Origin of the sequence: Candidatus Accumulibacter similis, assembly GCA_013347225.1 — a bacterium.
Lineage (GTDB): Bacteria > Pseudomonadota > Gammaproteobacteria > Burkholderiales > Rhodocyclaceae > Accumulibacter > Accumulibacter similis.
Map to the genome: position 1 here is coordinate 2985512 of CP054595.1, position 14630 is coordinate 3000141.

The 14630-nt window shown below is 64.5% G+C and carries 13 protein-coding genes; 2 read left to right on the plus strand and 11 right to left on the minus strand.

Annotated features, from left to right (window positions below; genetic code table 11):
- The first annotated feature begins 442 nt into the window (after positions 1-442).
- Positions 443-1246 (plus strand): hypothetical protein, encoded by an 804-nt coding sequence (locus HT579_13140; GenBank protein QKS29770.1) that lies wholly within the window; start codon positions 443-445, stop codon positions 1244-1246.
- Positions 1247-1727: 481 nt separating this feature from the next.
- Here HT579_13140 and HT579_13145 read toward each other — a convergent pair whose 3' ends face one another.
- A complete protein-coding gene (locus HT579_13145; protein QKS29771.1) occupies positions 1728-2396 on the minus strand; it encodes a PEP-CTERM sorting domain-containing protein in 669 nt (222 codons plus the stop codon).
- Positions 2397-2650: 254 nt separating this feature from the next.
- Here HT579_13145 and HT579_13150 point away from each other — a divergent pair, with 254 nt between their 5' ends.
- Positions 2651-3772 (plus strand): acyltransferase, encoded by a 1122-nt coding sequence (locus HT579_13150; protein QKS29772.1) that lies wholly within the window; start codon positions 2651-2653, stop codon positions 3770-3772.
- 243 nt (positions 3773-4015) lie between these two features.
- Here HT579_13150 and HT579_13155 read toward each other — a convergent pair whose 3' ends face one another.
- The 10 genes from HT579_13155 to HT579_13200 all read right to left on the minus strand — a co-directional run bounded on the left by HT579_13155 (position 4016) and on the right by HT579_13200 (position 14628).
- On the minus strand, positions 4016-4429 hold the full coding sequence (locus HT579_13155; protein ID QKS29773.1) for a serine acetyltransferase: 414 nt from the start codon (positions 4427-4429) through the stop codon (positions 4016-4018).
- A complete protein-coding gene (locus tag HT579_13160; GenBank protein ID QKS29774.1) occupies positions 4426-5784 on the minus strand; it encodes a glycosyltransferase in 1359 nt (452 codons plus the stop codon). The genes HT579_13155 and HT579_13160 overlap by 4 nt, the downstream gene beginning before the upstream one ends.
- 149 nt (positions 5785-5933) lie before the next feature.
- The gene (locus HT579_13165) at positions 5934-6695 is read right to left on the minus strand and encodes a WecB/TagA/CpsF family glycosyltransferase (protein ID QKS29775.1); all 762 of its coding nucleotides are present in this window, start codon (positions 6693-6695) and stop codon (positions 5934-5936) included.
- Complete coding sequence (locus HT579_13170; protein QKS29776.1) at positions 6692-7852, minus strand: glycosyltransferase family 4 protein; 1161 nt, start codon at positions 7850-7852, stop codon at positions 6692-6694. The genes HT579_13165 and HT579_13170 overlap by 4 nt, the downstream gene beginning before the upstream one ends.
- 37 nt (positions 7853-7889) lie before the next feature.
- Positions 7890-9155, minus strand: a complete 1266-nt coding sequence (locus HT579_13175; GenBank protein QKS29777.1) for a hypothetical protein — start codon at positions 9153-9155, stop codon at positions 7890-7892.
- A complete protein-coding gene (locus HT579_13180; protein QKS29778.1) occupies positions 9152-9982 on the minus strand; it encodes a glycosyltransferase in 831 nt (276 codons plus the stop codon). The genes HT579_13175 and HT579_13180 overlap by 4 nt, the downstream gene beginning before the upstream one ends.
- Entirely contained in the window at positions 9979-10149 is a 171-nt protein-coding gene (locus tag HT579_13185) for a hypothetical protein (GenBank protein QKS29779.1), read from the minus strand. The genes HT579_13180 and HT579_13185 overlap by 4 nt, the downstream gene beginning before the upstream one ends.
- Positions 10146-11381 (minus strand): hypothetical protein, encoded by a 1236-nt coding sequence (locus HT579_13190; GenBank protein QKS29780.1) that lies wholly within the window; start codon positions 11379-11381, stop codon positions 10146-10148. The genes HT579_13185 and HT579_13190 overlap by 4 nt, the downstream gene beginning before the upstream one ends.
- 464 nt (positions 11382-11845) lie before the next feature.
- On the minus strand, positions 11846-13516 hold the full coding sequence (locus HT579_13195; protein ID QKS29781.1) for a right-handed parallel beta-helix repeat-containing protein: 1671 nt from the start codon (positions 13514-13516) through the stop codon (positions 11846-11848).
- 128 nt (positions 13517-13644) lie between these two features.
- Positions 13645-14628 carry a hypothetical protein gene (locus tag HT579_13200; protein ID QKS29782.1) on the minus strand — a complete coding sequence of 328 codons (984 nt, stop codon included), beginning with the start codon at positions 14626-14628 and terminating at the stop codon, positions 13645-13647.
- Positions 14629-14630 lie beyond the last annotated feature (2 nt).

Genomic DNA, 14630 nt, shown 5'->3' on the forward strand with positions numbered 1-14630 from the left:
ACGCCGAAAAATGGTCTGTTTCTGGCCATCGCAATCGCTTCCCGCAAGAAAATGCACGTCTGTTTAATCTCCCAGACGCGTTTCGCCCCGCGCCAGCCGGCCGGGTCGATGAGTCTGTCATCACACGGCCATTCTATAGACTGAAAGCGCCGCCACCGTGACGTAGTTCTCACCGGGGAAATCGACCGCATGGCAAGCTTCGCAGCGTCGGAAATGCGGAAAAGACGTAATCGGCGCCAGGCAACATCAGGCTGTCGATCGCGGTCAGACATCCGCATCGGACGATGGCGCTCGCGGACGAAACAAGCTGCTGGCAAGCCAAGGCGGCAGAGCACTTGGCAGCACGAGAGGGCCTGCCGGGGCGTCCGCAGGGCGGCCGATAACGATAATCGGTGATCGCGGCTACCGACAGGCAGGCGAGTTTCACCAACAGAGAAACCAGATGATCCTGACTTCATCGGCAAACGACTTCGACAGCGCCCTGCTGGTGAGGACGATGCGCGCCTCGCTGGCGGTGGAAAGTCACCTGAGCCTTCTGCTGTGGTTGCAGGGGGACGTCCGCCGCATGATTCCGCACGACGTGCTTGTCTCCTGCAACGGGTCGCTCGGTAGTGAAGCCTATCACTACGATATTGTTTCGGCGATTCCGGGACTGCGCACCTCGCTGGTGCCTCCGCGCACGGTGCAGATATTCGCCGAGCGGATTCACGAGGACTGGGCTGCGGCCGCGAACAATGCCGGTCCGGCCGCGCTCTCCCGTGACTTCGCACGCTACCTTGCGGATGCAGAACCGCACGCCGCCCTGGCGACGATGAAACACGCCCTCTGCCACGCCATCCCGGATACGCGTGTCAGGGTCGATCACCTGTACATCCTGCTGCGGCAGCGAGAGGGATTCAGCAGCCAGGAACGGCGCCTGTTCGAGCTGCTGTTGCCGCACGTCGACGCCGCGTTCAGCAAGATCGAAGCCCTTCCGGTCCTGGCAAGGAGCCGTCCCGGCTATACGAGCGTGCTCGACTCGCTCGGTGTCAGCAGCCTCAGCAACCGTGAGCGCGAGATCCTGGAATGGGTCCGCCGCGGCAAGACCAATGTCGAGATCGGCATGATCCTCGGCATCAGTGGCTTCACGGTCAAGAACCACCTGAAGAGCATCTTCCAGAAGATCAATGTCAGCAACCGGGCGCAAGCGGTGGGCAAGCTTGAAGCGCTGAACACTTCCAGCAGCCGCTCCCTCGTCACCGGCTGAACGGTCGTCGGCCGCACAGGCAAGCATACCGCTCAGCGCTCCGCCACCATCCCTCGTGGCAGCCACATAGGGCCGGAAGCGCTGTCGCGCCGCCTGCAGTCGTCAGGCGACGCTGGTTCCAGATTTGAGAGGCCGGGGCGTGACATTGCGGCCTTCGCGATCCGACGCAAGAAACAAGAAACCGCCATCGCGAGCGGCAAGGCGGCAGGTGAATAAGGTCTGAATTCGCCACCGTCCGCGCACGCAAACCACACGGGTCAACGGAAAAGCTTCCTGTTCCGTGGTCGGCACAGGAAGCTTTCTGCCATCAAGTCGTACCTACCTGATCCCGGTTCAGTCAGCGACCCAGTCGGAACCAAATGATCCTGATCCAGCTCGCAGGCGGTACCGCAAGGAAGGCCCGGATCCAACGCCCGGATCCGCGTCATTATGTTTGCGAGTCGCCTCGCATGATGACGCGGAACACCACTCAGTCAGCGGCTCAGACGCCAGAGCGGCTGCGGCGACGGGCGATCGCTCCCACCAGACCAAGTCCAGCGAGCATCATCGCAAAGGCCTCGGGCTCCGGAACCTGAGTCGTCAGCAGGAAGTCCTGATGATTCGCGTTGGTCAGCTTGTCGGCGAAGAGGGTCGGCAAGGTCGAATTGATGTTGCCCCATTGCGCATTCAGGTTGTTGATGGCGGTTTGCGTGCCGGCATTTCCACTGGTGGCCTTGAACGTACCGCTCGCGAGATTGTACGTACCGCCCGTCTCGTAAATTACTTCCCACACCGCCGATTGCATGGCTGCCGATTTGTCTGCCGAGTTGTTGAAGGTGGGGTTGGCGGCGAGCCAAGTAAGCAGCCGGCTCAGCCCCAGATAAACGGGGTTGGTCCAGGCCGTGGTACCAGAAACGATCGAATACGTGTAGCTCGTATTGAAGCTGAAGCTCTGCGTCAGTTCGGCGCAGAAGGTGGTGAAGGCGTTGCCGTCGAGGGTGCCCGAGAACTGTCCGGCTCCACCGCTATAACTCGGCGAAACGACGCTGACACTGGATGGTCCGCCATTGGTGTAACCAGTCATAAAGACCGTTGACGCGGCGGCTGGAGCAGCAAACGAGGCTGCCAGGCCCAGGGCGGCAATACCCCTGGCGATTTTTTTCAGTTCCATGGTTGGTTTCCTTTCCTTATTTATTCATAAAATCATGGCTTGTGATCAGGAAACTGGTTCTTCAGTCCCTATTCCACGGTTCCCAATCTACCGGCGCACTCCTCCCCCGACAATGGCCCGATCGGACTAGTCCCAATGGATGAGCGAACTGCCAAATAATTCTCGGATTGCAGCCCGTGGGCGCGCTATGCTGTAAAGATGATTCTGAGCATATTCATGAAGAATCATATTTAGCAATATCTTGGGCGGCTTACTTGATTCCTTCTCCCACGACTGCCCAGCTTCCGGAGTACGCGCGCCTGCAGAGCCTGCAGGCCCTGCGCGGGATCGCTGCGCTGCTGGTGGTGCTCTACCACACGGGGACACTCTACGCCGTACATACCGGCCAAGTGCTGTGGCAGAACGCCTTCCGGGCTGGGTTCGCCGGCGTCGACGTCTTCTTCGTGCTCAGTGGGGTGGTGATCTGCTGCGCCCACGCCCAGGACATCGGCAGGCCGCAGCGTGCGCTTCGTTTCGCCGCCCGGCGCAGCTTCCGGCTCCTGCCGGTCTACTGGCTGGTGGTGGCGATGAAGGTGCTCAAGGATGGCGCCACCGTGCCGCTCGTTACGCTCCTGGGCGCCGTCCTTCTGGTGCCGGTGCCACGGCCCTACATCACCGTCGCCTGGACCCTGTCGTACGAACTGCTCTTCTACACGCTGTTCTTCGGCTGCATTCTGCTGCCGTGGCGCCGCTGCGCGGCGCTCCCCCTTCTCGCCCTGCTCGTGCTGCCAATGCTGTCGCTGGCAGGGCCGGCCGATAGCCCGGCGCTGCAGCAGGCGGCGCGTTTCCTGTTCAACAACCACCTCCTGGAGTTCGCGTTCGGCGTCCTGGTGTATGGCCTGTTGCGACGCTTCGGTCCTCCCTCGGCGGCTGTCAGCGCCACGTTGGCCGTAGCCGGCGTGGCCGCCTTCGGCGTCGCGGCCGTGCTGGGAACCCGGATCAGCCAGTCGCTCATTGGCCAGATCGGACTCAGCGCGCACGACGTGGCCGAGTTGCGGGGCAACGCTGTCCTCGAACAGGCGGTCTACTGCTTCGGCCTGCCCGCCGCCGTGGCGATCCTCGGGCTCATCGGGCTCGAGCGCCATGACCGCCTGCGGCTTCCGTGGCAAGGCGGGTTGACGTGGATCGGGGACATCTCCTATTCGCTCTACCTGACGCACGGCTTCGTGATCAACTCCCTGCTGGGAGTGGGCTCGATACGCGACTGGATCGTGCGCCAGCCGTTGCTGTTGGTCGTCGTCTGGGCGGCAACGCTACTGCTCGCCTCGATCCTCCATCGGGCCGTCGAGGTGCCGGCACTGCGCTGGGGCGGGGAGATCAGCAGGCGCCTGAGGTAAAGGCAACGGACAACAACTGGACGGCCAACTGGATGGGGTTCAACGGACGCCGACAGCGCTAGTGTCGGCGTCGGCCTTGAGCAACGCCGGAATCCGCGCGAGGATGCACGGCACCGGGCCAGCGCCCGTCCGGCGCGGATGACTTGACGGGGTGCTGCAGCGGCTGCACTCCGTCGCTTCTGGCGTAATGTCCGTGGCCAGGAGCTGGGCCGGGACGCCGGCGGTGGGCCACGGCAGCGATCATCAGCGGATCAGGATCTGGTTCGCTCCAACGACCACGCAGCCGTCCGGCGCATCGCGGGTGACGACCGCGTTGGCACCGATCGTGACGTTGTCGCCTATCCTGACCGGCCCGAGAATCCTGGCACCCGCACCGACATAGCAGCCCCGCCCGAGAGTCGGGGCCCCGTCCGGCTCGGTCAGGCTCTTGCCGCCGATGGTGACCTGCTGCATGACGGTGGTGTTCTCGCCGATGACCGCCTGACTGTGGATCATGATCCCGTACGGATGCGGAAACATGATGCCGTCGGGAAGATCGCAGTAAACGTCGCTGTTGAGGAAGACGCACACCAGCCGGTGCAATCGTGGGCGACTCCTCTTTCCCCTGGTGGCCCAGATGAGCAGTTTGGCCGCAGCCGGGTTTTCGACCTCCATCATTCATCTCCTCTGACTGTTCGTCCGCAGGCACCCGCTCCGCGAAGCTCGCGACGCGCCATGCCGGATAACTTGCCCAACGAAAGAGCCTGCTCCTGGGACACTGCTCGGCTCATCGCCACTGTTCGCCCAATGCGCGCCTCGACTGGCGCGTACACGGTTTCCACCCTGTCGTCCCACGAGGCCGCAAGCGCCCTGTCGCGTGCCCCTTCGCGCAAGCGGGCCAGCAACTCCGGGGACCTGGAGAAGTCGACCAGGGAGGCGGCAAGTTTCTCGACCACACCTTGCTGATCGACACCCCGCGCCGCGATCGCCCGACCACAACTCCCATCCACCATCTCGGCGGGACCGCCAAGGTCCAGGCACAGCACCGGCAGACCGCTGGCAAAGGCCTCGAGAACGACGTTGCCACTCGAGTCATGCAGGCTGGGAAAGAGGAGCAGGTCGTGCTCGCGATACCGTGCAAGAAGCTCCGCCTGCCTCAACTGCCCGCAGAAGGTGACCCGCGAGGCAATGCCGAGCGTCGCCGCCATCGTCTCCAGCTTCCCGAGAAGCGGCCCGCTGCCAACGATCGCAAAGTGGATGTCGACGCCGGCAGCCGCGGCTCTGGCCACTGCTGCGAGTGCCAGGTGAACCCCTTTCAGACCGATCAGCCGACCAGCGTAGAGGCAGCTGAGCTGGCCCGACACCGGCGGCCGCGAGCCTTTCGCGATGCGCTCGCGACCGATGCCGATCTCGAGCGAGACGGTCGCGCTGCCGCCAGCCCTGGCGACCCAGGCGGCCGTCTCGCGCGTCTTGGCAATGACCCAGGGCGACTCCCTGAGACAGCGGCGCAACGCCGGATTCCAGAGTGACGCGAGATTCACCGCGTAGCGCAGGAACTCGCTGACGCGCGACCACAGGTTCGGCATTCCGAGAACCAGCGGCCAGGGAGCCGTCTCACCGCCTCCGACAGGACCGAAAATAAACGGAATGCCCAGGCGATGGAGCAAGGTTGGCTGTCTCCAGACGCCGAAGGTCAGGTGATGTGCAACGTCAAAGCGTTGCCGCAGATGGGCGGCACGAGCGACCCCGACGACGCCGCGTTGCCACAAGGCGTAGTACAGATGAACGCCGCGCCCCCCGCGTTTCCACCACGCCGCCCAGCGCGGCAGATCGTAGTAGAGAAAGTGAAGCCGCGAGAGGTAAGGCTCGCCAACGTGGCCAAGCGCTTCGCGGATCGCCGCGCGGTTGTTGCTCCGCGTCAGCACCCATACCTCGTGCCCGCGTCGGACGAGGGCGAGGGCCCAGTTCCAGCCGACTCCCGGCTCGGAACCCTTGGCAGGCTCACAGGCGTAAGCGGAAAGGAGGACCTTCACGCCGCGTACCTCATGCGCTTGCGCCCGACTGTACCGATCTGTGCTGCACCACCAGGTTCCCCTCCACACCGTCTGCGACCGTCATAGGAACATCTTAGGCCGGCTGCCGGCTGGCGACCGTGAGCAATTCCGCAGGCTGCAGCAGATCGTCAGCGGTGGCAGGCGAGTTGCCAGAATGCACGCACGAGGAAGACCGAATTGGTCACCAGATAACGCCGCCACAGTCGGCGCGGTTCCGAGAGCAGCCGATGCAGCCACTCGAGACCCGATCGCTGCATCCAGAGCGGTGCGCGCCTGGTCGTTCCGGCGTGGTAGTCGAAGGCGGCACCGACGCCGATCATCACGGCATTGATCTTGCCGCGGTGCGCGGCCATCCACCGCTCCTGCTTCGGGCAGCCGAGACTGACCCATACGGTACCGGCCCCGGCAGCATTGATCATGTCGACTATCGCCGAGTCTTCGGTCGCAGACAGCGTCCGGAACGGGGGCGAGAACGCGCCCGCAATGCGCAGTCCGGGAAAGGTGGCGAGCAGGCGCCCCTCCAGTGCATCGAGGGTTTGGTTGGTACCGCCGTAGAGGAAGATGGCTTCATCACGCTGTGCTGCCTGCTGGCAATACTTCCACATCAGGTCCGGCCCGTTGATGCGTGCCTGGCCGCGATGACCGGTCTGGCGCAACATCCACGCCACTGGCGCGCCATCGGGCGTCGCCATGTCGGCACCACTGACGACCCGTTCGAAGTCCGGCGACTGGGTCGTCATGACCACCGAGTGAACGTTGGTTATGCAGACATAGCGGCTCTCCCTGGCGTCAGCCCAAGTCTGGATGCGATTGATCGCCTCATCCCAGTCGACGGCGTCGACCGTCGCCGCAAGGACCCGCCCGGTCCTGCGCGCAACTGCTGCTTTCATGTGACGTCCCCTTTCGCCTGCGCAATGGCTTCCTTGTAGATGGCCATCAACTGGTGGTAATTGCCGTCTGCAGTGAAGTGCGCTTCGTAATGCGAACGCGCGGCGCGACCCATGCGCGCCATTTCTGCCGGGTGCGCATTCGCCCAGCGCAGCTTGCTGGCCAGGTCATCCGCATCGCGCGGTTCGAAAAGGAAGCCGGTCACTCCGTCGTCGATGAGTTCGGCCAGTGCTCCGATACGGCTCGCGATCACCGGCAATCCGCAGCCGAATGCTTCGACCAGAGTGCGCGGGAAATTCTCGTACCAGATACTGGGCAGGACGAGCGCGCTGGCAGCAACCATCCGTTCCCGAACCGCCGCCGACTGCAGGGCGCCGAGCCCGTCAATGTTGGCCACAGAAGTCAGCAGGCTCGCCTCCGGGCCGGAACCGGCGACCGCGATGCGTGCATCGGGAACTTTCGACGCGGCATCGACGAGGGTCCGGATCCCCTTCTCGGCCGACAGACGGCCGACGAAGAGGAACCCGCTGCGCTCGCCGGCTGGCGGCGGTGCGAAGTCAACGAAATTCGGTTTGACCAGAACCCGCTCGGCTGGCAAACCACCTTCGACAAACTTCCGGCGGCAGAACTCGTTCAAGGCGATGTATCGTGCCACCTTGTTGCGCCACGTACCGAGCGCCCGGTGCGTCGTCAGCATTCCCGCCAGGACGGCACTCTGCCCCATGGACCCGCGATAACAGGCCCTGGTGACGCCGCGCCACGGCACATGCCCGAGACAGTCCTCACAGACGCTCTCATGGCGCAGGAACATGGCCTGTGGGCAGAACAGGCGGAAGTTGTGCAACGTCTGCACCACCGGGATCCCGGCCCTTTCCGCCGCCCAATAGAGCGACGGGGAAATCAGCGGGAACGTATTGTGGACGTGGATGACATCCGGGCGGGCGTGCGCCAGGATCCCGCCCATCTCGGAAATCGTCTGCTGCGACCAGATGGTCCCGGTCAGCAGGCGCAGGCGCGAGATGCCGGCAATGTCGCGGTTGTCCTTCTGATAAAGCTCGACCGCGTGCCCGTACGCACGCAGCAACTCGGTTTCCGCCTCGACCACGCTATCTTCACCGCCTCGTTGCTGGTAGGCGTTGTGGACAATCAGTATGCGCATCTCGGAACCATGGTTGTCGGGTGAAGGGGAAGGCATGTCAGCGCGGCCTGATCGATACCGTGGCGTCGCCGTTTGCGGCACGGCGCAGCGGCCAGCGGCCGTTGTCCCGGATGACTCCTGCCGCCCGCTCCGCCAGGGGCTCGTGCAGCAGACGAAGCGTGCCCAGGCAGTCGGCGCAGTCCGCCACGACCTGGTCGCGGGCGTCGACCCCGCCGCTGGCCTCGACGTACATGCTCAAGGTGTCCAGAAGATAGAGCCGGAACATCTGGGCGACTTGGGCGAGAGACGCATCGACCGCGGGCAGGACCGCCTGCAGGTGGGAGCGCCCAGCCTGCAGCAGGGCCATGAGGGGCCGCGGCCGCAGCCTGGATCGCCGCACCAGGACGCGCTGGATGCAGTGGAAGTGGAAGAAGTCGTGCAGCGGCGTCGCACTGTCCTGCGCGTACTCCCAGTCGAAGACGGTGATCGCCCCTGCGTCCCGGTTGATGTTCCAGGGTGCGAAGTCGCCATGGCCAATGCAGGTCGGAATCACCCGCCCGCGCAACTCCGAGTCGATCCGCTGCCAAGCCTCGAGCGGGCCTGCCAGTAGCGGCGAGGCAACGCTTTCGGAAAGGCGGAGAAAGCGACCATGCAGGCGCTGGCGCAACGGCGCCTCATCCCACAACCACTCGCTGCTGCTGGCCCGGCACAAGTGCTCGAGAAATCGGCGATGCCGGGGTCCCAGTTGAGCTGGCGATGGCAGCACGCTGGCAGCGGGCATCGTCAGGAAGCGTCGCCCGCTGGTGAGGCAACCGGCGCGTGCAAGTTCAGGGACGTAAGCCTTCAACTCGGCGATCTGCCCGAGGCGGGCCAGCCACGATGCTTCACCGGCCAGCAGTTCATCCGCCCCCGGACGGAACGCGACCTTGCTCACCCAGGCCCGGCCCGCCGGCGAGACGCTGAGTACGACGACCTTCTGGAAGGGCCCGGGCGAGCCAAACTGGATCAGCACCGGCGATGCGCCGCTGTCTGCCGGTAGAACCTGCTGCAGCAGGTCGGCCTCTCCGCGAGCCATGAGGACCGCGCCATGCGGCCACGCCAGACCAAAGCGAGCGGCGTGCCAGGCGGTCCGCGCCAGCCATCGCCGCGCTCGAGAGCGCAGCAGATAAGCCAGCTCGGGCAAATGCTCCAGATCACCCCGGCAATAGAGCTGCCGGGCACTGACGGGCAACAGCGGCTGCCAGCCCATCCCATCCGGCGGGCCTGCAGGCTGCTGCTGGAGCGAGAGCGCGAGCCAGTCGCGCCATTCGCGTGCATCGCTCATTCTGCTGCCGACGCCAGGTGGTAGGGTTTGAGCGCGGCGACGACGGATTCATCGACGACCGCACCATAGCCGCCGGCGACGAGCTTCGCGCCGACCCGCAGTGCCGTTCCGGTCAGTCGGTTCAGCGGCTGCAGTCCCGGCCACGCGGCCAATCGGCAGCGGCTGCGAATCTCTTCGTCCTCCAGGCGTCCCTGCGGTCGCAGCGAACGCGTCTTCTGCTGCGGATAGAAGCGCATGCAGGAGAGGTACTGCGGTATATGCGCGATCCGCGTATGGCGTGAGAATCGCTCCCAGAGATCACTGTCCATCGCCAGATTGAAGCGCGGATCGAGGCCGCCCACCTGCTCGTAGAGGCTCCGCCGCCAGAACATCGAAGGTTGTGGAATGAAGTTGTGATCGAAGAGGAAGGCGTGGCGGAAAAAGGCGCCCTCCTTCTTCGGCCGCAGGAAGTGGCCGTTCGCATCAATCCACAGCGAATCGCCGTACACCGCCTGCACGCCCGGATGGGTGGCAAAGAACGCTCCGACGCGGTGCAGGGCGCCGGGCAACAACAGATCGTCCGAACACAACCAACCCTGCACTTCGCCGCGTGCGTGCGCGAATCCCTTGATCAGCGCGTCGGTCTGGCCGTGGTCGCGTTCGCTGACCCAGTGGGCGAGCGACTGCTGATGCCGCTCGATCACGGCTACGCTGCCATCGGTCGAACCACCGTCGATGACGATGTATTCGAGTCCGGGGTAACGCTGATCGAGGACCGAGCGCAGTGTCGCGTCGAGGTACGCGCCCTGCTGATAGGAACAGGTGACGATCGAGATGGAAATAGTCATGGACTTGCGACCAGAAGAGTGATCGGCCTGAACTGGACATCCAGCGCCGCAAAGGGTCCCCGACCGCCACCGTGACGGCCATCGGGTTCCGGAAACAGGATGCGCGCCGCCGCGCGCATGGTCTGGCTCACCCGGTTGGCGGCCAGCGAGCCGCTGACATCCATCATGCGTTCATCCTCCGCAGTCGATGCAGGACGAACATTGCCTGCAGCGTCATCGCCGTCGCCAGGCTGAGCGATGTTCCCAGCGCTGCGCCCTGCATTGCATGGTTGCCGATCAGCCACAGACCGACGGTGAACGTCATCACGGTCGCCCCCAGATTGCTGAACAGACCGGATCGCGAGTCGTGGAGTGCCAGCGCATAGGCCCCGAATACGGTTCCCATGAGCGAACACGCAGCGCCGATCGAAAGCGTGCCGAGAATGTCGGCGGCCGAGTCATAGCGACCGCCGTAGAGGAAATGCAGCACGGGCTCGGCGAACCAGCGAACCGCGACGACAAAGAGGCCGCCGGCGCATCCGGCAAGCAGGCTCGTGCGCAGGAGGTCACGGCGAAAGGCGGCGCTGCCATCCCGTTGCAGGATGGTCGCCGCATTGCCGGGTACACAGTTCGCCACGCTCTGGGTGATCAGGCCCAACAGGTTCAGCAGGTTGAGGCAGACCGAGAAACTGGCGACGGCCACGGGGCCAAGCGGGACGAGTAGGAACGGGTACAGCTGCCCGGCTCCCCAGATGGCGAGCACAGTCGCCAGCAGCCATTTGGACAGCGGCCACTGCTCCTCGATCACTTCCGTGACGGACAAATCGGCTGCCGGCTCCGGGTGCGTCCGCTCGATCCAGCGCAACGCCAGCAGGAAGGCAAGCAGCGACGATGCGGCCATGGCCAGGAATGCGCTCGCCGGGCTCAGGTAACCGAGAACCCCGAGTGGCAGCAGCACAACCAGTTGTCCGATATAGCTGATGATGTCATTCCAGAGCGCCAGTTCGTGGGCACCGGACGCATAGAAGAAGCGGCGCGCCGTTTCCTGCAGGAACATGCAGGCCAGGAAGATGATCGCCGAGGCGACCAGGCAGACATCGGCATCGAGAAAGAGGCCGCAGACGGCCACCAGCGAACCGGCCACCGGAATCGCCACCCAGTGTGCCTCGAGAAGCGCGCGGGCGCGTGCCAGCTGCAGCCAAGGCCTGTCCCGATCCTGCAGCACCGCCATCGGCTGCGTGAACACCGCTCGATGCAGGCCCGACAGGAAAAGGCACACCAGAAATGCCAGGCTGTAGTGGCCGAACGAGTCGCTGTCCAGCGTGCGTGCCAGGAACAACGCCGTCAGGAAATTGCAGCCGGAAACGACCACCTGGTCCGCCAGCGCCAGGAGCCCCGGTCGTATGGCCTCATTGGTCATCCTCATGGCCAGTGCGGCAGCGTTCGTGGGCCAGGGCCACGCCCCTGCCTGCCGGTCGCGTCCGCCGTGCGGGTCCTGGGTGCAGTCCGTCTCCTGATCTCACCCGACTCATCGATGCACGGCGTGACCGCGTCAGAGACGTTGCGAGAGCGAGCAACGGTCCCCCCCTTGCCGCCTGAGTTCACCAAGGCGGTCCGCCGGGCTGCCGGCAACGGCGTCCGGCTGCGCCGGGAGCAGCAGGACAGGAAGCGCAGTATTGGTTGGGGCTTCAAGCTGACACCTGCGAGGAGAGGCCAGGGGCCGGTCATCGCGGGCCAAACCTGGCGGTCGTTTCAATCGAACGGATCATCCATCCTTTTTCTCTCCCGGCGCGTGTGCTAAGTCACAGGTCGCCGGCGTTTGCGGCAGCGGCTAGCGCCGTTGCCCGCCAAACGCGGTAGAGGAGTGCGGCGACTCGGCGGCGTTCATCGCGACAGCCAGGTGCTCGCGGCGGGCCCTGGGCGCGCGCCAGCACCCACGTTCAACGCTGGCACCCGCTGCGCCAGTGCAGCCAGCGGGCGCGCTGCGACAGCGCCCATCCTGCCACGCAGCGCGCTGTACCATGCGAGTTGGTCTGCCAGCGGCAGGCGGGCATCGGCCTCGCGACGTTTCCCCGTGGGCAGCGCGAGCCATTCGCTGTGGGCATCGAGACCGGTCTCGATCCACTCGGCCGTGCCCAGCTTGCGGTTCCAGCCGATGCGCAAGGCGTTTGCCTCGCCGTCGCCGGCGAACAAGTTGCCATCGCTCCGGTTGTCCGCCAGTGGCGCCGGCATCGTCAGGGCGATCGCATTCCCCGCGATCACGTTGCCCGTCACCCAGTTGTTCCTAACCGAGAAATCCATCTCGCCGCGCGGATCACGCTGTCCCTCATCGACTATCGCTATGCCGTCGAGCCCGTTGCTGGCGACCAGGTTGAACGCCAGGGTACTGAGTGAGGTCTGGCGCAGGTAGATTCCCCGCTGGCGATTGCCAACGACCACGTTGTTGTCCACCAGGAAGCCCTGGCACATCTCCAGGTGCAACCCGAAACCGGAGTTGAACGCCAACAACGAGTCGGTGACCCGGTTGTTGCGGTTCTTCCAGTCAAACCAGAGACCATCGCCCTGATTGTCCGTTGCCTTGAAGCGTGTGATCATCGAGTTGTTCAGACCACCGTCACCGACAAACTTGGCACCACCGGCTTCCCACCATTTGTTGAAGCCGCGGGTATTGTTGTGACTGACGGTCACGTCGACAATCTTCCAGCCCGAACCTCTGCCACCCAGTCCGGTCTGGCCGCATTCGCTGAAGGTGCTGGCGACGATTTCGTGATCGGCTCCATTGAGTCCCATGCAGGTGCCGTCGGCGCGACGAATGCGAACGTTCTCGATGCGGATGCTCCTGCCTTCAAGTTGAACGGCACCGCCACGGGTGATGGCGGTGGTATTCGAATGCTCGAAGCTGAGGTTCTTCAAAGATAGGCGCTCGACACCCGTCGCAAGAACAAGCCGTTGCAGGGAGGCCACCTCGACGGTACGACCGGCGAGGCTGTCGACCGCCACGCGGATCATCACGTTGCCCAGCGCCCTGTCGTAGTGGAAGCTGTTCATGGGCATGCTCGCGCGGTTGCCGTCGACGCGCCCGGGCCAGATGCCGCCATTGCTCGCGTGCAGGGCCGCCAACGGGTGGTCCGGGCGGCCGGGATAGCCGTCGAACACGCTGCCTCCGATCTGCTGCAGCGGCTGGTCATCGACGAACACCTGTGCAGGTTCGTGGCCTATCGGGGCGATGAAGCGACCCGGACCCGCTGGCTGCCAAAGGCCCACGACGATCGATCCCTTGATCAGGGTTCGCCCTTGCGAGTCTCCCTCAATCACTGTGCGCGGGTTTCCTGCCCATGACCGGGCCGGAAAGAGCATCGGCTCCCGATAGACACCGGCGGCGATGAAGACATGGTCACCGGGTTGCAGGCGCCTCATCGCTTCGGCAATCGTCATCAGCGGTTGCGACCTGCTGGCAGCGCCGACATCGGAAGCATCAGGGTGCCGCGGGTTGACCACCAGAGTCGCAGCCAGGCCCGAGTTGGGGAAGATGGCAGGAACACCCAATCCCAGCATCACTCTCCACACGACAGCCCGCAGCATCCGGTGCAAGGGGCGTCGCTGCACCACCGGTCCGGCATCGGCTGCAGACGCGGGCGCGAGGTCTGCGGATGGCAGCGCGGGCGAAATGGGAGAGCACCGCCTCAGCGCCATGCGGCATACAGTCGCGAACGGATCCTGCTCAACCAGCCGACGGTTCGCGCTTGCAGCCGTGAAGCGGCCAGTCTACTCGTGAACTGAACCGAGGGCGATTCGAGATTGGCCACGCAGCTTTCCCTGCTCGATGTTGCAGCAATCGCATCGATCCTCGAGCGGCTTCCGCGCGACCGCAGGCCGTGCACCGGAGCCAGCAGGACCCACGAGTTGGGAACGTAGAGCCAGCGTTCGAAGCAGTCTTCCTGTGGCATGGGTACGATCCCCCGCTTCTTCAGGACCAGACTCCACAACGCCTGGTCGTGACGGTGACCACGAAAGAGCGCATGCTGCCGTTCCGGCACATGCGCGTCAGTGATCAACTCGCCCTCGGTTGCCCACGATGCCCATTCGGCGATTTGCTCACGCACGGATGCCGAGTTGCGCAGGCCGAACCAAGTGGCCTGGATCTGCCGCGACGCCATCACCGGGTCCTGCCAATGCCCGATTATCGCCTCGGCGGCCTCGCGCTTGCACCATCCGAGTTCGGGAAAATCAATCTCGAAACACAGGACGCCGCGCGCGCTCAGTTCGCGGTCCAGTGCGGCGAACCGCTCGGCACCGATGCTGGACAGTTCGCAGCCGGCATCCAGGTAGTAAAGGTGTGCGCCCTCCGGAAGTGCAGAGAGCATGGCCTGCACCAGCAGGGGTTTCCATCGCCAGTAGCCGTAGCCCCGAGGATGGCTGCGCGCAAATTCCGCCTGCTGGCTGGCAAAGGCCGACATCGCCGGATGATCGGCGGCCGGGTGCAGGATGGTGACGGTATCGAACCAGCCCGTCGCCCGAGCCTGGCGACCGAGACGTTCGGCGGCCAGCGAAAAGGGATGACCCGAGTGAAAGCTCACCAGATGGCGCTCTGCTGGCAGCCAGGTTGCCGCAGATGGGCGAGACATGAAAGCCGGTGGCGAATCAATGTAGATCTTCTCTTTTCCCATGC